A 19,052-nucleotide genomic window follows, 5' to 3' on the forward strand; every position below is an offset into this window, starting at 1 on the left:
ATGCACCGTGACCGCGTTCAAAACCATCCGCGCCCGCGCCGAGAAGCGCAAGGGCGGGCCGAAGGCACTCGCCAAGCTGCTGCCGGCCAAGCCGGACCCGAAGGCGCTCGTCAAGCTCGGCGACGACCGGATTCTCGCCGAAATGACCAAGCGGGTGTTCTGCGCGGGCTTTGCCTGGAGCGTGATCGAGAGCAAATGGCCGGGCTTCGAGAAGGCGTTTCTCGGCTTCAAGCCCGGGCCGCTGACGCTGCAGCCGGATGATTTCTGGGACGACCTGATGAAGGACACCCGCATTGTCCGCAACGGCGCCAAGATCATGTCGGTGCGCGCCAATGCCGGCTTCGTCCGCGACGTAGCCAAGGAGCACGGTAGTTTCGGCAAGTTCCTTGCGAACTGGCCGCGGTCGGACCAGGCCGGCTTGCTGGAACTGCTGGCCAAGCGCGGCAGCCGGCTCGGCGGCAATACCGGGCAGATGATGCTGCGTTTCCTCGGCTGGGACGGATTCGTCACCTCCAGAGACGTCGTGCTGTGCCTACGCGATGCCGGGCTCGACATTGCGGAGACGGTTACCTCCAAGCGCGATCTCGCGAAGGTGCAGGCGCAGTTCAACGCCTGGGCGGAGGAGACCGGCCTTCCCTACGTGCATATCTCTCGGATTTGTGCGCTATCGATCGGCGAGAATTATTCGGCGGAGAAGTTGGCCAGTTTCGGCGCGGATGAATGATCCGCCTTCGCTCTTTGAGCTACGGCGCGACAAGCGCTTCGAATTATATGACGAAAAATCCGTGCGTGCCGTCGCGGCGGAGCTGCTCGACGAGACCGTATTCCCAATCGAGATAAGCCTGCATGGCGCTTTCCTTGACATCGGTGCCCTCATAGGGCCGGCGATAGCGGTGTGACGGATCGGGTTTTGGGATCAGGCGCGGCGGTCCGATTTCCAGCGTGGCGTCGTAGCCCCCTTCGAGCACGTAAGTTTCCCAGCCCATTTGCGCCAGCCAGGACGCCGTCATGTCGGCACGCACGCTCATACTGTCCGTCAGCACGATCCGGGCGCCGCGCACCGGCGCCGCCATATCGATTTCCTGCACCAGTTGCCCGCCGGCGTAATGGCGGAAGCCCTTGAGATGGCCAGCCGTGTATTCCTCCTCCGAGCGGACGTCGAAGCAGTAGAGCGTACGGTTGGCCTGCGCCTGCAACGCCGCCATTTCCTCAAGCCCGATGTGCCGGACGCCGGCGCGATAGGCGACGTCGCGGGCATTGGCTTCGCTGTCTTTGATAGCACCGACCTCGCCGCACCTGTCACTGCCATGTTCGAGATGTTGTTTGGCCAGCGTCCAGCCGATCGTGCCGTTGCGCAGCGCCCGCACCTTGTTCGCGACGCCGGCATTGATCAGCGACTGGGCGCCGATGATCGAGCGGGTGCGGCCTGCGCAATTGACGATGATGGTGGTCTCGGGATCCGGTGCGGCGCGCCCGGCGCGCAATACCAGTTCCGCACCGGGCACGCTGATGGAGCCCGGGATGTTCATGGTGGCGTATTCATCGAAGCGACGGACATCGAGGATTTGGATATTGGCGCCGCTCGCAATCAGGGCGCCGACTTCCTCGGCGGCGAGCGAAGGCGTGTGCCGCCGCGACTCGACCAGTTCGCCGAACGCCTTGGCATAGGAATTGACGTCCTCGAACACCTCATAGCCCGCCAACTTCCAGCCCTGCAGCCCGCCGTCGAGCTGGCGGACATTAGTGTAGCGCAACGCTTTCAGGTGGTCCGCCGCTGCGCTGACGACGCCTTCACCGGCGTCATAGATCACGATCGGCACGTCCTTGCGCGGCAGCCGCGTCTCCGCTTCGAGCGCGATCCGGTCGGCTGCCATGTTGGCGGCAAACAGAGGATGGCCGGTGGCGAACACGGCCTCGTGCCTGACATCGAGCAGCGCGATTTCCTCGCGCAGCAGCAGCGCGGCGCGAACTTGCGAGGGGGTAACTGAGGGTACGGTCATGGACGGAGATTCCGAAAACGGCCTATGATCGCTTGCATAATGGACACTCTGGACACCCGATGGATCTCAAACAATTGCGGACTTTCCGGGCCGTAGCCGAACTTGGAAGCCTGAGCAAGGCCGCGGACCGGCTGCGTGCCGCGCAGCCGGCGCTGAGCCGGCATATCAAGCTGCTCGAGCATGAGCTTCGCGTCGAGCTGTTCGTCCGCAACGGGCGCGGCATGCTCTTGACCAGCGCAGGCCGGATGCTGCTCGACCGCACCACCGGCCTGATCCGCCAGATCGAGCAGGTCAGCGACGACCTCAAATCGGCGAACGGCAATCCGTCGGGCCGGGTCATTCTCGGGCTGGTGCCGACGGTCAGCGCCGTCCTGTCCGGACGGTTTGCCCGCCGCGTCCTCAACGAGTTTCCCGATGTCTCGCTGCGCATGGTGGAGAGCTATGGCGGACACCTGGTCGAATGGCTGCACCGCGGCGAGATGGATCTCGCGATCATCTATGGTCCGGCGGTCGACCTCCATCTTCAGGTCCAGTCGATCGGTCGTGAGGATATCGTCGCCGTCGGGCCACCGGGGTCGGGGCTGAACAAGCGCAAGCAGGTCGATCTGAAGTGGCTGGTGAAGCAGAAGCTGATCCTGCCGAGCATCTCGCATGGCTTGCGGGCGCTCTTGGAGAAGGCGCTGGCGCGCGAAAAACTGAAGTTAGAGGCCATGATCGAGGTCGATTCCTACCGCGCCCAGATCAGCCTGATGGAGGAAGGGCTTGGCTACACGCTGCTGCCGCCCTCGGCGATCCGCACCGAGGTGGCGGCGAAACGGCTGGAGATGGCCGCCGTCAATCCCGCCGTGTCGCGCGAACTGATTCTGGCCTCGCCGATCGCCCACCCGCCGTCGATCGCAACGACGACGATCGCGACGTTGATCGTATCCGAGATTCAACAGCTCTCCAGGGAAGGGCTTTGGAAGATCAGCATGACGGCGTAACCGCGCCTCAATTAAAAAGCGCCTCGTCTCCCAACACCGATTGCCGGAATCGCGTCGTCAGGATGACGCCGTCCGCCGGCGGCATCACGAACACCAGCGCCTCGGGATTGATCTTGATCTGCGCAAAGGCCGTTCCGCGTCCCTCATGCGCGAGATCGCGCAATTCGGTGACTTCCGCCATCGTGCGAACAATGCGCGAGGTGCGGATGCCGCAAGCGGTTGCGATGGCGGCAAGATCGACGCCGGAGGCGGTGGGGGTTTTCTGCATGCCGGTCTCGCCGAAGCGCTCGTTGTCGAGAACGGCAATCGTGAGATTCTTCGGCGCCTCCACCGCGATCGTGGCAAGCGAGCCGATATTCATTAGCATCTCGCCGTCGCCGGTGATGACGAGCACCTTGCGCTTGGGCTGCGCCAGCGCCAGCCCAAGCCCGATCATCGAGGCGGCGCCCATGGCGCCCCAGAGTGGAAAATTGTTCGGGTGGTCGCCGGCGGCGGAGACGTCCCAGTTCGGCGCGCCGAGGCCGGCGATGACGAGAAGATCGGCGCGGTCGCGCAACAATTCGTTGACGACATCGCGGCGATGCAGAAGTGCGTTCGGATTGCTCATTTGCGGGCAAGCTCCTTGAAATTCTTGGCGCCAAGCACGCGCTGGCCGATCAGGACCGCCACCGGCTTCCAGGTGTTGAAGGCGAGGTTCGCCGCGCCCTGGACGGTGGAGGCGACGAGATCAGGCTCATCGACCTTGTTCACGATCACGCCCATGGCCTCCAGCGAGGGCCGCGTGCCCTGCCCCATCGGAATCTGCCACGGATTGAACTCGCCCCAATCGCCGCGCATGGTGACGATCATCAACAGCGGCATATGGCAGATGACGGGCAGCGACAGCATGTTGATGCAATTGCCGACGCCGCTCGACTGCAGCAGGAGAACGCCGCGCTCGCCGCCGAGCCACGCGCCCGCCAGCATCGCCACGCCCTCTTCCTCCGTCGTCAGGGTGACGACGCGAGTCTCGGGATCGGCCTCGAAGGAGCGGATCAGGCGGCTGTGGCCGGCGTCCGGAACCATCGCGACCTGGCGAATGCCGGCGTCCTTGAGCACGCGGTAGATCTCGTCCGGCCACGTCGGCAGCGCCGGTGCGGCCTCGGCGCGTGATTTTGCTGCTTCCGCCATTGGGCTCAATTTCCTCCGCGATTCCAAGGGTTGATTGACGTGCAGAATAGATCGCGGCGAGGGTTCGAGGAATTTGAATGTGGACATGGCTTCTATCGCAAAATTGAAAGGCTCGGTGCAGCCAATGCGTCATGCCGAATGGCTGGCACGCTGACGTTTGGCCCGCCTATGCAGCCGAAATTATTTCGGGAACCTGCTGGCTCCTGCAGCATCCAATCCCAATACCCTGTTATTGGTAGATATCATGCACCAGGCCCACATACCGGACATCGCGCCTCTCGATGCCGGCGACGCCGAGTTGGTGCGCCGCGCGCTGGCCCGCGACGAGGCGGCGGTGCGGGCGATCATGCAGGCGAATAATCGCAGGCTCTATCGCCTTGCCCGCGGCATTCTGCGCAACGATGGCGAGGCCGAGGACGTCGTGCAGGAAGCCTATGTCCGTGCCTTCACCCATCTGGAAAACTTTCGCGGTGATTCCAGCCTGTCGACGTGGTTGTCGCGGATCGCCGTGAACGAGGCGCTCGGCCGGCTGCGCCGCCAGAGGCCCGCCGTCGAACTGGACTCATTGCCGCAGGGCGCGCTGGAGGCCCAGATCATCCAGTTTCCTCTTGCCGCCGACGATCCGGAAAAATCCATGGCCCAGCGTGAAATTCAGCATGTCGTCGAACACGCCATCGATGAATTGCCGGAAGCGTTCCGTCTCGTCTTCATCACTCGCGTAATCGAGGGGATGAATGTGGAAGAGACCGCAGAAATTCTTGGGCTGAAGCCGGAGACCGTAAAAACCCGACTGCACCGCGCCCGCACCATGCTGCGCGATATCGTCGAGAACAAGATCGGCCCCGTGGTGCTGGAGGCGTTCCCCTTTGCCGGCCGTCGTTGCGAACGGCTGACGGACGCCGTGCTGAAGCGGCTGGGGTATTAGCTAGGGGCCATGTAGGCCCGGCTGCTGCCGAACGTAAGTTTCTTGGGAACCTCCGCGCGTTCCGACCATCCAACGCCTGTGCATCCACAACGCGCGGCCCGCCGCGCCACAGGAGTATCAAGCCATGTTCATACGATTGAGCGCGGCGATCGCCGCATTGAGCCTTCTTGGCAGCGCCGCGCTGGCGCAAGGCGCAAAGCCCACCGATCCCCAGATAGCGCATATCGCCTACACGGCGGGCGTCATCGACATCAACGCCGCCAAGCAGGCGATCGCGAAAGCCCGCAACAAGGACGTCAAGGCATTCGCGCAAGACATGGTGCGCGACCATGAGGCCGTGAACAAGCAGGCGCTTGACCTCGTCAAGAAGCTGAAGGTGACGCCGGAGGACAACGACACCAGCAAGACGCTGTCGAAGCAGGCCACCGAGAAACTCGCCGAACTCGACAAGCTGAAAGGCGCCGACTACGACAAGGCCTATCTCGCCAACGAGGTCGCCTACCACAAGGCCGTCAACAGCGCGCTGGAGACGCAATTGATTCCGTCGGCCAGCAATGCCGAGCTGAAGAGCCTGCTGCAAACCGGCCTAAAGATTTTTCAAGGCCACCAGCAGCACGCCGAACAAGTCGCCGCCAAGCTGAAGTAGGAGGCCGCCATGCGTCCGGGACGATATCTGCCCCTCGTCGCCGCCCTGCTGCTTGGCGCGGCGGCCGTCCCGGCGCATGCAGCGACGATCCAGATCACGATCGACAATCTGGTGTTCGCGCCGGCCGAGGTGTCCGCCAAGGTCGGCGACACCATCGAATGGATCAACAAGGACGTGTTCGCGCACACCGCGACCGCGCGCAACGGCGATTTCGATGTCCCCACGCCGCCGAAGAAGACAGTGACGTCGGTGCTGAAGAAGGCCGGCAGCGTCGAATATTACTGCCGCTATCATCCGAACATGAAGGCGGTGCTGACGATTGCGCCGTAACACGGCCGTCATTCCGGGGCGCGCCTCTTGGCGCGAGCCCGGAATCCATTGAGCCGCATGGCCGAGGTGAGATGGATTCTCAGATGTGCAATTGCACATCGTAGCTCGTGCTTCGCACGCCCCGGAATGACGAGGACCGAGAGTCGTCCGCTATTTCCCCCTCGCTAGCGCGGCTCAGGCGGCGCGCACCGAGCTGAGGAATTTGCCGACCTCGCGCTTCAGCCGGTCGTTTTCGCCGGACAGCGATCTTGCCGCTGATAGCACCTGGGCGGAGGCGGAGCCTGTCTCGCTGGCACCGCGCTGCACGTCCGTGATGTTGGCGGAGACCTGCTGCGTGCCGTTCGCGGCCTGCTGCACGTTGCGGGATATTTCCTGGGTCGCCGCGCCCTGCTCCTCGACGGCGGCGGCGATGGTGGCGGCAATCTCCGACATCCGTCCGATGGTATCGCCGATCTCCTTGATGGCGCCGACCGATTCCTGCGTCGCCGCCTGGATGCCCGATATCTGCTGGCTGATCTCGCCGGTCGCTTTCGCGGTCTGCTCGGCCAACGCCTTCACTTCGGAGGCGACCACCGCAAAACCGCGCCCCGCCTCGCCGGCTCGCGCCGCTTCGATGGTGGCATTCAGCGCCAGCAGGTTGGTCTGGCCCGCGATGGTGTTGATCAGCTCCACCACGTCGCCGATGCGGGCGGCAGCCTTGGCGAGTTCGGCAACACGGTCATTGGTCTTCTGCGCCTGCTCCACCGCCTCGCTGGCGATGCGCGCCGAGCCCTGGACCTGACGGCTGATCTCGTTGACCGACGATGCCATCTCTTCGGTGGCGGATGCCACCGATTGCACGTTGGTGGAGGCTTCTTCGGATGCCGCCGCAACCACGGTGGTCAGCTCTTCGGAACGCTCCGCAGTTGCCGTCAGCGTGCCGGCGGAGGCTTCCAGCTCGGTCGACGCCTGCGACACGATCTCGATGATCTCGCCGATCATCGCCTCGAAATCGCTGGTGATCCGGTCGACGCGCTGGCCGCGCTGGATTTTTACATCGGCTTCCACCGCGGCCGCCTCGTCGGCGGCCTGTTTGGCGATAAGGGCGTCCTTGAAAACCTGCAGCGAGCCCGCCATGGCGCCGATTTCGTCGGCACGCTCGATGGTCGGGATCGTGACGTCATGCCGGCCGGCTGCGAGTTCGCCGACCACGCCGGTCAAGTTTGCCAGCGGCGTGATCACGCGCCGCCGCAGCATCACGGTGACGCCGGCAAGCACGGCGAGCAACGCCACGACGGCGATACCCGCAAGCGCCAGCATCGTCAGCGCGCCATCGCGCGCGGCCCCTGCACGCTCCGCGGCTTCCGCGAGCGCCGCATCGCGCACCGCGAAGAAGGCCTGCACCGCAGGCACGATCGTTCTGGCAAGCTGATCCGAATTGATACCGTAGTTGCCGTCGGCGCGCCCAGCCGCCATCTCCTTTTCAAGCCATGGCGCGGCCTTAGCGAAATAGCCCTCGATGGCATCGTTCATCGCTTTGGCAAGCCGCGGCGGACTGCCGATCTGATCGACGCCGGCCTCGATCCGCTCGCGGTCGAGATCGACGCGGCCCTGGGCGCGGTCGGTGATGGAAATTTCAGCCGCCGTGAGCGGGCGACGCGTGCTGATCGCAAGCGACATGGTGGCGGCGCGGCCGCCGGCGGAGATCCGCAGATCCTGCGCGGTGCGGGCGACATTCAGCAGCGCCGTCAGCGACGCATCCGCCATCGCCACCTGGTTTTCCAGCCGGTTCGACAGCGGCTCGAGGATTCCGACAACGGCGGCAATGCCCGGCAGAAAGCCCTTGACCGCGGCCGGGTCGCGCCCGCTCATCGGCAGGCTCAGCGCGCGATCGCTCGCCGCGCGAACCTCGGCAAGCTTGGCCGCCGCCAGGTTCAGGCTCTGGACAATCGCTGCGCCATCGTTGAGCGCGCCAACCACCGTTCGCGCCCTGGCGAACGCTGCATCGGCCGCCTGCACCGCTTTCGCGACGGTCTCCATCTGCTCGGGTGTCGCGGCCGTTTCCTTGAACAGCGGGCCGACATAGGGCGCCCGATAGCCGGCGACCTGCTGGCCAACCGCCAGCACCGCGCCATAGGCCTCCACGGTCTTGATCGCCTCGCTCTTGCTGGCAAAGGTGCGGTATTGCGGGACAAGGACCCCGGCGCCGAGGACGACCGCCAGGACCGTCACCGAAAGCATCGATAGTGCAAATAGCCGACCGATCCGCATTTCTTGTTTCCACTCTGCCAGGGAGAAGCGGGCAACGTAGGCAGAACGGACTAAGGCCGGCTTAAATCGAGGCCGGTAGTATTACGGGGTTAGCGTCTCAAATGTCGTGGTGCGGCTATCCCGACGGCGATCAGGACTCTGCTTTATTGATGAATGGAAGGCTCAAGGCTTCAGGACCGCCGCAAGATCATCGCGAGCCTGACAGCGTGCTGTTCTAACGACAGCCTGGCGCAATCCGTAGCCGGCAGGGCCGGGAATTGGAGCGGGCGAAGGGAATCGAACCCTCGTATGCAGCTTGGGAAGCTGCCGTTCTACCATTGAACTACGCCCGCGGGCCGCACTTTCGTATCGAGCATGATCTTGTCGGAAAACCGGCGACGACTTTTCCGGATCATGCTGCCATGATTAGCCGACCGCGCGCCATTCGCCAAGCTGTTCCATTGGCCGTCTTGCTCGCTGTCGACTTCGCCAAAATTCCATGCGATTCGTCCGGGCGGTGGTATGATTCGCGTTTGGGATTGGTGGCGTATGACGGGGCGTGGCTACAGCATTTTTGATACGGCGATCGGCCGCTGCGGGGTCGCATGGAGCCCGGCGGGCATTATCGGCGTGCAGCTCCCGGAAGTTCGCGAGATCGACACGCGGCGGCGGCTTTATCAGCTCTATCCTGATGCCCGCGAGCTTCGCCCGCCGGCAAATGTCCAGGTCGCGATCGAAGGCATCATCGCGCTGTCGCGCGGGGCGGCGCGCGATCTGTCCGACGTTGCGCTCGATATGACCGGCATTCCCGCCTTCAACCAGCGCGTCTATGCCTATACGCGCGCGATCCCGCGCGGCGAGACGCGGACCTATGCGGAAGTGGCCGCCAGCCTTCGCGCTTCAGGCGCGGTCTATTCGGTGGCGCGAGCGGTCGGCCGCAACCCCTTCATGATCATCGTGCCGTGCCATCGCGTGCTTGAAGCCGGCAATTATGCCGACAAGATCTCAGCCTTTGGCGGGGCGATCTCCAAGCGGCGGCTGCTCTCGATCGAGGGCGCCAGCCAGACCTCCGGCAAGACATTGTTCGACGTGCTGCTGCCGGTTGCACCGCCGCGCCCGCATCCTTAAGTAGGCGGGATGATCGCGACCACGCTTCTTGAACGCAAATCCATATCCGTCTTCGACTTTCGCTGCACCGCGGGACCGGGCGACAAGCCGTTCGCGGAGCAGCATGGCGGTCATTCGATTTCCTATGTGGGCAAAGGCAGTTTCGGCCTGCGCAGCCGCGGCAAATGCAGCGAACTGGTGGTGGGATCGGTGCTGATCGGCCATCCCGGCGACGAATATACCTGTACCCACGAGCACGTCTGCGGTGACGAGTGCCTGTCGTTCTTCTTTGCCCCCGAGCTGGTGGAAACCATCGGCGACAGCCGGTCGCCATGGCAGATCGGCTCCGCGCCGCCGCTGCCGGAGCTCGTCGTGCTTGGCGAACTGGCACAGTCGGCAGCAGATGGCAGCAGCGACATCGGCCTCGACGAGATCGGTCAGGTGCTGGCGAGCCGCTTTGTCGAGGTGGTTTCCGGCAAGGCCCGCAAATCCGGTCCTGATGCGGCGCGCGACCGCCGCCGCGCGGTGGAAACCGCGCTGTGGATCGATGCCAATTCGCACCGTCAGATCAACCTGGAGGATGCTGCGGCCGAGGCCGGGATCAGCCCGTTCCACTTCCTGCGGCTGTTCTCGCAAGCGCTCGGCGTCACCCCGCACCAATATCTGGTGCGCTCGCGGCTGCGCCATGCTGCGCGGCGCCTGGCCGACGACGACAGCCCGATCACCGACATCGCCTATGACGTCGGTTTTGCCGACCTCTCGAATTTCGTGCGCACCTTCCATCGCGCCGCGGGAGCCTCGCCGCTGAAATTCCGCCAGGCCTCGCGGGGCATGCGCAAGATTTTCCAAGAACGGCTGGCCCTCCACTGATTAGGCTTTCTCCAGGCCGCGCGAGCTCGCGGCATTTTTTTGCTGGAGAATGTCATGTACGACCACATCGGATTGCGCGTCGGCGATCTCGACGCCAGCGTGCGCTTCTATACGGCAGCGCTCGCGCCCCTCGGCTTCGTGCTGTGCTCGCGGGATGATTCCGGCGCAGGCTTCGGCCCGAAGGGCGCGCCCGCGCTCTGGCTGCATCTGCACAAGGGATCTTCAGGCTCCGCCGCGCATGTCGCGTTCCGCGCCAAGGATCATGCGGCGATCAAGCAATTCCACGCCGAAGGCCTGAAGGCCGGCGGCCGCGACAATGGCGGCGCCGGACTGCGCGCGGATTACAGCCCAACCTATTACGCTGCGTTTTTGATCGACCCCGATGGCAACAATGTCGAGGCGGTTTGTACGTAGCGCGCCATCGGCAGTGCGTAGGGTGGGCAAAGCGAAGCGTGCCCACCACCGCATGCACGAGCCTTCGAGAGATGGTGGGCACGGCGCAAGCGCCTTTGCCCACCCTACGACACCCCAACAACGGATTTGAACATGGCCTCCATCCACAAAGACATCGCCCTCGACGCTTCCCCCAACGACGTCTGGGACGCATTGCGCGATTTCGGCGCGCTGCATACCCGGCTGGTGCCGGGGTTCGTCACCGACACCAAGCTCGACGGCGATGCGCGCATCGTCACCTTCGCCAACGGCACCGTCGCGCGCGAGACGCTGGTCGATTGCGACGACGAGCGAATGCGGCTGGTCTATGCGATCAACAGCGAGCGTGTGAAGCATTATAGCGCGTCCGCCCAGGTGTTCGCTGATGGCGACGCGCGCAGCCGATTGGTCTGGATCGTCGACGTATTGCCGAACGAGATCGCGCCCTACGTCTCCTCACAGATGGACCAGGGCGTGCTTGCCATGCAGAAGGCGTTCGGACGAAGCGCGGCATGATGCATTACCGGCACTAGCTAGCTGGCGTGATCCTTCTCACAGATTGGCTCCCTGCCCACTCCTAGCCTCGGCGCGTGCGTCCGAATGGCGCCGCGTCCGCGGCCGCCGGCGCATGAGGAGCAGGACCGTGACGGGAGCTGACAAGGTGGTGTGCCAGGCGGCCACGCTGCTGTTGCTGTTCGCCCTGACGTCGACGCCGGCAAAGGCGCAATTTGCCGGCTTCGGCGGCGGCGGTGACGGCTCAGACATGATGACGCAGATGGCGCCGATGCTGGAAATGATGAAGGCGAAGATGGGCAAGCGCCGCTTTGCCATGATGATGCAGACCATGGGCCCGATGATGAGCCGCATGATGGAAGGCGGTGGCAGTAGGCTCGGCGGCATGATGGGCGGTGGTATCCCCGGCGGCTTTGGCGGCGGCTACGTGCCCGAGGGTTACGGTGTGAACGCTGGCGGCATGAATCTGGGCGGCGCGGGCGGCGGCGATTTGATGGGCATGCTCGGTGGCGCTGGCGGCGGCGAGCTGATGAGCATGGTCCCGCAACTGATGCGCATGGCCAATGTCGGCGGCGGCCGATCGGGCCGGCGTCACCGGCGGCGGTAGTCGTCACCGTCATTGCGAGGAGCGCAAGCGACGAAGCAATCCATATCTCCGCTAGCGGAAAGATGGATTGCTTCGCTTCGCTCGCAATGACGATCGTTACGACAGCGCCGGACTAACCGCGGGCACCCGCTGCTTCGGCCCCCAGCGCGTCAGCACCACGCTCGCGCATGAGAGCACGCCGAGCAGCACCATGGAGGCCGCCGCCAGCATGAAGAAGCTCTGCGCGGTGGCGTCGTGCGTCAACAGCCACCAGCCACCGGCGCCGATGAACAACAGCCGCGCGGTCTGCGCCATCACCGGGCCGATCACCTTGGCCGCGCCCTGCGAGGAGAAGTACATCGCGGTGGCAAGGCCGAGGAAGGCGTACATCGGCGCCGCTGTCGAAAGATATTGACGGCTCGCGGCACGCACGGCCGCATCGTCGGTGAAGAGGTTGACCCAGATGTCGGGGAAGATTGCGATGAAGGTCGCGAATGTGCCGACCGAGGCGAATGCGACGAGCCCCGCCGTCCAGGCAATCTTGCGGGCCCGCGCGATGCGCTGCGCGCCGACGGCCATACCGACCATCGGAACCGAGGCTATGCCGACCGCAAATGAGATCGAGGTCAGCATGAATTCGAGCCGCGCGCCGATGCCGTAGCCGGCGAGGACTTCGGTGCCAAAACTCGCCAGCATGTGGGTGAAGATACTGATCGTCAGCACCGACTGAAGCGGCGAGAAGCAGGCGATGGCCCCGACCTTCAGGATGTCGATGAACATCGACCACTGAATACGAAGGCCCCTGACCTTGGGAACGACGCGCGCGCGGCCGGAAAACAGATACCAGGACATCACGGCGATGCTGATCAGGTAAGCAATCAACGAACCGGCCGCGACGCCGCGCATGCCGAATTGCGGGATCGGGCCGAGCCCCAAGCCCAGCGTGCCGCCGAGAATGATCTGGCAAATCGCCGACGACAGCATCAGCAGCGACGGCAGTTTCATGTTGCCAGTGCCGCGCAGAATGCCCGACATCGTGTTCATCAGCCACGGCACCACGGCGCCGCCGAAGAAGATTTGTGCATAGGCCACCGCCTGGGTCAGCACGTTGCCGCGGCCGCCGAGCAGTTCGAACAGTTTGGGGCCGAAGATCAGCATGCCCAGCATGAAGGCCAACCCGAAACAGAGGCCGATCAGCAGCGCGTGCGCGGCAAGGGTGGAGGCGCGGTCGAGGTCTCCGGCGCCGAGCGCACGCGCGATCGCGGATGCCACGCCGCCGCCCATGGCGCCGCCCGACATGGTCATGGTCAGGATCACGGTTGGAAACACCAGCGCCATCGCGGCGAGCGCTTCCACGCCCAGACGGCCGATATAGGAGGTCTCGGCGATGACGACGCAGGTGCCCGCGGTGAGCGCGATCACGTTCGGCCAGGCCAGCCACAAAAGCGTGCGCAGGATCGGACCGTCGAGCAGCGCGTTTTTCGCCGGCGCTGCCGGTGGCGGAAGCGGACGCTCAGCCTCGTCTACGGGAATTTCGGCAACGCCGAGATCGGACATTTCTGCTCCCCGCGCGCGAACTTAGCCAAGCCGCGGCGCGCTGCTTCCTAGCATGGCGAAGCCTGATTCCACGTGCACGGGGCGCAATGGGGGCCTGCGGGATTGCGTGGCGGGCCTTCGGCCGGCCGTTTCACAGGGAATTCATGCCGGAACACGAACGTTCGGGCCGGCACTGCATTGTACGGGCGATATCCCGGAGAACCCTGCCATGCGCAAGCCCCTCCTTCTGGCCATCTGCGTCGGCGCGTTGGCGCTGCCACTGGCCGCCTGCAGCGACCCCAAGGAGACCGCGACCGTGGCGCAGAGCTATGGTCCTTCGCCCAACCTGCCGCCACCGGAACATTCCTGGATCCCGACGGTGGACATCGCAACCGTCAAGCGCTGGCCGAACGGCGCCACGCCGACCGCCGCAAACGGCATGACGGTCAGCGCCTTTGCCCTCGACCTTGAACATCCGCGTACCGTCTACACACTGCCGAACGGCGACGTGCTGGTCGCCGAGAGCAACGCGCCGCCGAAGCAGGGCGGCGGCATGAGCATCAAGGGCTTCATCTACAAGCAGGCGCAGAACTGGGCCGGCGCCGGCGTTCCCAGCGCCAACCGCATCACGCTGCTCCGCGATGCCGACGGCGACGGCGTTGCCGAGCTGAGAAGCACCTTCATCAGCGGGCTGAATTCGCCCTTCGGCATGGTGCTGGTCGGCGACGCGCTCTATGTCGCCAATACCGACGCGATCATGAAATTCCCTTATCGCGAAGGCGACACCAAGATCGGCGGGCCCGGCGTCAAGCTTGCCGACCTGCCGGCCGGCACCCTCAACCATCACTGGACCAAGGATCTCACCGCCAGCCCTGGCGGCACCAAGCTCTATGCAACGGTCGGCTCCAACAGCAATGTCGGTGAAAACGGCATGGATGCCGAAAAGGATCGCGCGGCGATACTGGAGGTCGATCGAGCAACCGGTCAATGGCGCGTGTTCGCTTCGGGCCTGCGCAATCCGAATGGCCCGGCCTGGAATCCAGTGACCGGCGAACTCTGGGTCGTGGTCAACGAGCGCGACGAGATCGGTAACGACCTGGTGCCCGATTACATGACGTCGGTGAAGGACGGCGCGTTCTACGGTTGGCCATACAGCTATTTTGGCGACCATGTCGACACCCGCGTCGAGCCGCGGCGGCCCGATCTCGTGCAGAAGGCGATGGCCCCGGATTATGCGCTCGGCGCGCATACCGCCTCGCTCGGGCTCACCTTCAACACTGGCAATCTGTTCCCGCCCGAAATGACCAATGGCGCCTTCATCGGCCAGCACGGCTCGTGGAATCGCAAGCCCCCCTCGGGCTACAAGGTGATCTTTGTCCCCTTCAAGGATGGCAGGCCATCCGGACCGCCGCAGGACGTGCTCACCGGTTTCCTCAACGACAAGGGCCAGGCGCAGGGCCGCCCGGTCGGGCTGCGGCTCGACAAGCAGGGCGCGGTGCTGGTGGCTGACGATGTCGGCAACACGATCTGGCGCGTGACGCCGGCGGCGAGGTCGGCATCGCGGTAACAGCAACACGGTCTCCCAAGGCCGACCCGGCTGCGGGACCACACTCCCGAAAGGGGCGGAGTTCCGCACGTTAGCGGGAACGAGCGCGCCGGCTCCACGTTGAACCCCTGCCGGTTCCCAAATCAGTGGGATGGCGGCGTGGACGAATGGCCGTGTTACCACAGGTCAACGTACCCCTCAGCAACCTGCGCGCGATTACCATCGTCATCGTGGTCGCGTTTCACTCCGTGCTGCCGTACCTCGCATCGCAACCGGCTGATCCCTTTCCGTTCGACGCACCGCCCTATCGCTGGATTGCATTCCCAATCCTCGATAGCCAGCGCTGGTTCGGCTTCGATCTGTTTTGCGCGTGGCAGGATGTCAGCCTGATGTCGCTGATGTTTTTGCTGGCCGGTCTGTTCACGCCGTCCAGCCTTGGCCGCAAGGGGCCTCGCACCTACACCTTGGAGCGCTCGTGGCGGATCGGCCTGCCGTTCGTTTTTGCCGTCGGCGTTCTTAGCCCTCTCGCCTACTTCGCGTCCTATCGGCTGACCGCGGCCGATCCCTCCTTCGGCACCTTTTGGCAACACTGGCGCGCGCTTCCGATGTGGCCTGCAGGGCCGCAATGGTTTTTGTGGCAGATCTTTCTGCTGGGCGCCGTTGCGGCCGCCCTCCACGCGTTCGCGCCGCATTGGCTTCGGGCATTGAGCGCGCTCGTCGCCCGCGTTGCCGATCGCCCGCTAATGTTCTTCATTGGGCTGGCGGCGCTCTCCGCGCTGGCCTATGTGCCGCTGGCGATGGTCTTCACGCCGTGGGAGTGGACTTTTCTCGGCCCATTTTCATTTCAGCTCAGCCGGCCACTGCACTACGTGGTCTATTTCTTCGCCGGATTTGCGATCGGCAGCTACGGCCCCGAGCACAGCTTGCTGCGTCCCGATGGACCGCTTGCACGTCACTGGCTGGCCTGGCTTGCGGCCGCCATCGCCAGCATGTCCGTATGGGGCGGGCTCACGTCGCTGACCTTGCCGGAGTGGCAGGCGAGCGCCCCGCTCTTTCGTCTGGCTTCGGCACTGGCGTTTCCAGTTGCTTCCGCGGCCGCCGCCCTGTGTCTGCTCGCGATCTGCCTTCGGCTACTGCAATCGCGCGACCGCCTGCTCGATAACCTCTCCAGCAATGCCTACAGCATCTATCTGTTGCATTACGTCGTGGTCGTGTGGCTGCAATACGCGTTGCTTGATGTCGATCTCAACGCGATCGGCAAGGCGACGATCGTTTTTGCCGCTGCGCTCGCCATAAGTCTGGCTGCAAGCGCCGGAACAAGAATCGGCGTGAGAGCTCTCGTTTCGCGCCATTCCGAGCCACGAGACGAGAGAGCCATCGCCAATCAACCGCGATAACGGATGCCGACATGTCGCTGGTACTGACACTTGCGTCCCGCAACCTGTTCCACGATCGGCTTCGCTTCGTCGCAACCATGGTCGGAATTGTCTTCTCGGTCGTCCTCGTCATGATCCAGATGGGCCTGTTCCTCGGGTTCGGCCGAATGGTCACGACGATGATCGACCATGCCTCGGCCGATTTGTGGATCCTGCCCAAGGGCGCCAAATGCTTCGAGGACCCTTCGCTGCTCGACGTCAAGCTGCGCGACCGCGTTGCCACCATGGAAGGCGTTAGTTGGGCCGTCCCACTCGTGATCGGCTTCTCGGACTGGCGCCTGGAAAGCGGCGAAGTGACGCCGGTCTTCATTGTGAGCGCGGACCTGCGCGACGGCAGCCTGCAACCGTTCAACGTGGTGGACGGCAACGTGCAGACGTTGACGCAAGGAGCAAACGTTGCGGTCGACCGCTCCTATTTTGACCGGCTCGGTGTCAGCGGCGTCGGCTCGACGGCAGAAATCCGCGGACGCAAAGTACGCGTGGTCGCGATCACCGACGGCATCCGCTCGTTCGCCACGACGCCGTACGTGTTTGTGGACTTGAAAAACGCGCGCAACTACACTGGAACGCCGCGCGATCGCGCCAGCAGCGTTCTGGTTCGGCTGAAAAGCGATGCCGATCGGGAGAAGGCGCTCAGCGCCATTCGCGCTCAGGTCGGCGATGCAGAGGTTCTCACGTCGGACGATTTCCGCGGCCGCAGCCGGTCGTTCTGGCTGTTTGGCACGGGGGCCGGAGCCGCGCTGTTTGCCGGCGCATTGCTCGGAGTGATCGTCGGCACCGTGATCGTCGCGCAGACGCTTTACTCCAGCACCAAGGATCATCTGACCGAATTCGCCACCCTGCGCGCGATGGGTTCCTCGAACGCCTATATCTACACCGTGATCATCTATCAGGCACTCATCAACGCCGTGATCGGATTTGCGATCGCCGCCGGAATCGGCTCGATCGTCGTCCAGATGACCGCCAAAAGCGCGTTGCCGATTGTCATCACGCCATGGCTGATGGCGGCGTTGTTCGCGCTGACGGTGGTGATGTGCGTAGCATCCGGCATTGGGGCAATCATCCGTGTCGTTCGTATCGATCCAGCCACGGTGTTCATGCGATGAATGACCATGTAGTCGAGGCCAAGTCGGTCGAGAAGACGCTGGGTCGCGGCGCCGGCGAGGTGCACGCGTTGCGTGGCATCGATCTCGCGCTGCGGCGGGGCGAGTTGACATTGCTGATGGGCCCTTCGGGGAGCGGCAAGACTACGCTGCTTCTAGTCCTCGGATGCATGCTGACGCCGAGTTCGGGCAGCGTCACCGTATGCGGTACGCCGACAGCCAACGCCGACAAGGAATCGCTCGCCAGGATTCGGCGCGAGCATGTTGGTTTCGTATTCCAGTCCTATCATTTGTTCCCGACGCTGACTGCGACCCAGAACGTGCAGTTGGCGCTGGATATCCGCGGCGAGCACGGCAGGCGCGCCGCGCAGAAGTCGCGGGAGGCCCTTGCAATGGTCGGGCTCGAGCAAAAGGTGGACAGTTTGCCGGGCGGGCTCAGCGGCGGCGAGCAGCAAAGGGTCGCCATCGCGCGGGCTCTCGTCGCAAACCCCTCCGTCGTTCTTGCCGACGAGCCTACCGGGGCACTGGACGGAAAAAACGGCCAGAGCATCATGCGTATTCTCGCCGATACCGCCCATGAGCGTGAGCGGGCGGTGCTGGTCGTCACCCACGATCCGCGCGTCGTCCCCTACGCCGATCGCATCGTCGAGATCGAGGACGGTCTAATCGTGCAGGAGCGTACCGACCGCCCGCGCATGCCCACAGCCGTGCCGTTCAGAGCCTGAGCGCAGGGCCGCCATGAGCCTGCGAGCCGAACTCTTGCGCATCGGTATTCGCATGTTGCTCAAGCGGCGCGGCGGAAGTCTCGATGTCGAGCAATGGCGGCGGAACATGCGTGCGATGGAGCGGTTTGTGCCGCATCCGCCCGCCCGGAGCGCAACGGTCGAGATCGAGGCCGGTCGGGTGCGGTTTCACCGGGTTACCACGCCGGCATCCCGACCCGAACGCAACGTGCTCTATCTCCACGGCGGCGCCTATGTTTCCGGCGCGCCGGTCTATTACCGGCACTTCCTCTGGCGGATTGCCGACGCCTTGCAAGCGCGCGTCTGGGCGCTTAAATACCGCCTTGCTCCGGAACACGCTTTTCCGGCAGCGCTAGGGGATGCCGTGGAGGGCTATCGTTGGCTCGTCGATAACACGCCAGATCGCCGCCAGTTGTTCGTAGCGGGAGATTCGGCCGGCGGCGGCCTGGCGCTGGGCTTGCTATTGAGGCTCCGTGACGATGGCAAGCCGCTTCCTGCCGCGGCCGTCGCCTTGTCGCCCTGGACCGATCTGGCCCTCACCGGCGCTTCGCTGAAGACGCATGCAGCGGCCGATCCGATGCTGAACGTCGAGGATCTTCCCGATCTGGCGAAGCTCTATCTCGGTGGAGCCGATCCGCGTACGCCCTATGCTTCGCCGCTCTACGGCGATCCCGCCGGATTGCCGCCGGTGCTTATTCAGGTCGGCAGCGACGAAATTCTCAGGGACGACGCTGTCCGAATGGTGGAGAATCTTCGGTCACACAATCCGCGCAGCAAGCTCGAGGTCTGGCGGCGGATGCCGCACGTCTGGCAATTGTTCGTGCCGGTGTTGCCTGAGGCCCATCGCGCGATTGCGCAGATCGGCGAGTTTATCTCTGACGTGCGCGACTGAGGCGC

General features: G+C 64.3%; 20 protein-coding genes and 1 tRNA gene. 15 read left to right on the forward strand and 6 right to left on the reverse strand.

The window, feature by feature from the left end; all coding sequences use genetic code 11:
- Positions 1 to 7 precede the first annotated feature (7 nt).
- Positions 8 to 724, forward strand: a complete 717-nt coding sequence (locus V1277_RS11580) for a DNA-3-methyladenine glycosylase I (RefSeq protein WP_334416259.1) — start codon at positions 8 to 10, stop codon at positions 722 to 724.
- Positions 725 to 767: 43 nt separating this feature from the next.
- Here the strand turns inward: V1277_RS11580 and V1277_RS11585 are convergent, their stop codons facing one another.
- Entirely contained in the window at positions 768 to 2,000 is a 1,233-nt protein-coding gene (locus tag V1277_RS11585) for a rhodanese-like domain-containing protein (protein ID WP_334416260.1), read from the reverse strand.
- Positions 2,001 to 2,059: 59 nt separating this feature from the next.
- Between V1277_RS11585 and V1277_RS11590 the strand changes: the two genes are divergently transcribed.
- Positions 2,060 to 2,983, forward strand: a complete 924-nt coding sequence (locus V1277_RS11590; protein ID WP_334416261.1) for a LysR family transcriptional regulator — start codon at positions 2,060 to 2,062, stop codon at positions 2,981 to 2,983.
- Positions 2,984 to 2,990: 7 nt separating this feature from the next.
- On the opposite strand, the gene V1277_RS11595 is transcribed toward V1277_RS11590, so the two are convergent.
- Both V1277_RS11595 and V1277_RS11600 read right to left on the reverse strand, forming a co-directional pair.
- A complete protein-coding gene (locus tag V1277_RS11595) occupies positions 2,991 to 3,590 on the reverse strand; it encodes a thiamine pyrophosphate-dependent enzyme (protein WP_334416262.1) in 600 nt (199 codons plus the stop codon).
- The gene (locus V1277_RS11600; RefSeq protein WP_057841186.1) at positions 3,587 to 4,153 is read right to left on the reverse strand and encodes a thiamine pyrophosphate-binding protein; all 567 of its coding nucleotides are present in this window, start codon (positions 4,151 to 4,153) and stop codon (positions 3,587 to 3,589) included. Before V1277_RS11600 ends, V1277_RS11595 begins: the two co-directional genes overlap by 4 nt.
- Positions 4,154 to 4,397: 244 nt before the next feature.
- Here V1277_RS11600 and V1277_RS11605 point away from each other — a divergent pair, with 244 nt between their 5' ends.
- The 3 genes from V1277_RS11605 (at position 4,398) to V1277_RS11615 (ending at position 6,054) form a co-directional block, all read left to right on the forward strand.
- A complete protein-coding gene (locus V1277_RS11605) occupies positions 4,398 to 5,078 on the forward strand; it encodes an RNA polymerase sigma factor (RefSeq protein WP_334416263.1) in 681 nt (226 codons plus the stop codon).
- A 124-nt stretch (positions 5,079 to 5,202) separates the two neighbouring features.
- The gene (locus V1277_RS11610; RefSeq protein ID WP_334416264.1) at positions 5,203 to 5,724 is read left to right on the forward strand and encodes a DUF4142 domain-containing protein; all 522 of its coding nucleotides are present in this window, start codon (positions 5,203 to 5,205) and stop codon (positions 5,722 to 5,724) included.
- 9 nt (positions 5,725 to 5,733) lie between these two features.
- Complete coding sequence (locus V1277_RS11615; RefSeq protein ID WP_334416265.1) at positions 5,734 to 6,054, forward strand: cupredoxin domain-containing protein; 321 nt, start codon at positions 5,734 to 5,736, stop codon at positions 6,052 to 6,054.
- A gap of 174 nt (positions 6,055 to 6,228) precedes the next feature.
- Here V1277_RS11615 and V1277_RS11620 read toward each other — a convergent pair whose 3' ends face one another.
- A complete protein-coding gene (locus V1277_RS11620) occupies positions 6,229 to 8,304 on the reverse strand; it encodes a methyl-accepting chemotaxis protein (protein ID WP_334416266.1) in 2,076 nt (691 codons plus the stop codon).
- A 258-nt stretch (positions 8,305 to 8,562) separates the two neighbouring features.
- Positions 8,563 to 8,636: transfer RNA gene (locus V1277_RS11625), tRNA-Gly, on the reverse strand.
- 196 nt (positions 8,637 to 8,832) lie between these two features.
- Between V1277_RS11625 and V1277_RS11630 the strand changes: the two genes are divergently transcribed.
- From V1277_RS11630 to V1277_RS11650, 5 genes are all read left to right on the forward strand, one after another.
- The gene (locus tag V1277_RS11630; RefSeq protein ID WP_334416267.1) at positions 8,833 to 9,411 is read left to right on the forward strand and encodes a methylated-DNA--[protein]-cysteine S-methyltransferase; all 579 of its coding nucleotides are present in this window, start codon (positions 8,833 to 8,835) and stop codon (positions 9,409 to 9,411) included.
- A gap of 9 nt (positions 9,412 to 9,420) precedes the next feature.
- Complete coding sequence (locus V1277_RS11635) at positions 9,421 to 10,260, forward strand: helix-turn-helix transcriptional regulator (RefSeq protein WP_334416268.1); 840 nt, start codon at positions 9,421 to 9,423, stop codon at positions 10,258 to 10,260.
- A 54-nt stretch (positions 10,261 to 10,314) separates the two neighbouring features.
- Positions 10,315 to 10,674 (forward strand): VOC family protein, encoded by a 360-nt coding sequence (locus V1277_RS11640; protein ID WP_334416269.1) that lies wholly within the window; start codon positions 10,315 to 10,317, stop codon positions 10,672 to 10,674.
- Positions 10,675 to 10,806: 132 nt separating this feature from the next.
- Positions 10,807 to 11,208 (forward strand): SRPBCC family protein, encoded by a 402-nt coding sequence (locus tag V1277_RS11645; protein WP_334416271.1) that lies wholly within the window; start codon positions 10,807 to 10,809, stop codon positions 11,206 to 11,208.
- Between the two features lie 127 nt (positions 11,209 to 11,335).
- On the forward strand, positions 11,336 to 11,812 hold the full coding sequence (locus V1277_RS11650; RefSeq protein WP_334416272.1) for a hypothetical protein: 477 nt from the start codon (positions 11,336 to 11,338) through the stop codon (positions 11,810 to 11,812).
- A gap of 96 nt (positions 11,813 to 11,908) precedes the next feature.
- On the opposite strand, the gene V1277_RS11655 is transcribed toward V1277_RS11650, so the two are convergent.
- Positions 11,909 to 13,348 (reverse strand): MATE family efflux transporter, encoded by a 1,440-nt coding sequence (locus tag V1277_RS11655; protein ID WP_334416273.1) that lies wholly within the window; start codon positions 13,346 to 13,348, stop codon positions 11,909 to 11,911.
- Positions 13,349 to 13,556: 208 nt separating this feature from the next.
- Between V1277_RS11655 and V1277_RS11660 the strand changes: the two genes are divergently transcribed.
- The 5 genes from V1277_RS11660 to V1277_RS11680 all read left to right on the forward strand — a co-directional run bounded on the left by V1277_RS11660 (position 13,557) and on the right by V1277_RS11680 (position 19,047).
- Entirely contained in the window at positions 13,557 to 14,894 is a 1,338-nt protein-coding gene (locus V1277_RS11660) for a PQQ-dependent sugar dehydrogenase (protein WP_334416274.1), read from the forward strand.
- Between the two features lie 146 nt (positions 14,895 to 15,040).
- Positions 15,041 to 16,270: an acyltransferase family protein gene (locus V1277_RS11665; RefSeq protein WP_334416275.1), complete on the forward strand. Its 1,230-nt coding sequence runs from the start codon at positions 15,041 to 15,043 to the stop codon at positions 16,268 to 16,270.
- A gap of 11 nt (positions 16,271 to 16,281) precedes the next feature.
- Positions 16,282 to 17,415, forward strand: a complete 1,134-nt coding sequence (locus V1277_RS11670; RefSeq protein ID WP_334416276.1) for an ABC transporter permease — start codon at positions 16,282 to 16,284, stop codon at positions 17,413 to 17,415.
- A complete protein-coding gene (locus V1277_RS11675; protein WP_334416277.1) occupies positions 17,412 to 18,137 on the forward strand; it encodes an ABC transporter ATP-binding protein in 726 nt (241 codons plus the stop codon). The genes V1277_RS11670 and V1277_RS11675 overlap by 4 nt, the downstream gene beginning before the upstream one ends.
- Before the next feature lie 13 nt (positions 18,138 to 18,150).
- A complete protein-coding gene (locus V1277_RS11680; RefSeq protein WP_334416278.1) occupies positions 18,151 to 19,047 on the forward strand; it encodes an alpha/beta hydrolase in 897 nt (298 codons plus the stop codon).
- Positions 19,048 to 19,052: the final 5 nt, after the last annotated feature.

Origin of the sequence: Bradyrhizobium sp. AZCC 1588, from assembly GCF_036924735.1 — a bacterium.
Classification (GTDB): domain Bacteria; phylum Pseudomonadota; class Alphaproteobacteria; order Rhizobiales; family Xanthobacteraceae; genus Bradyrhizobium.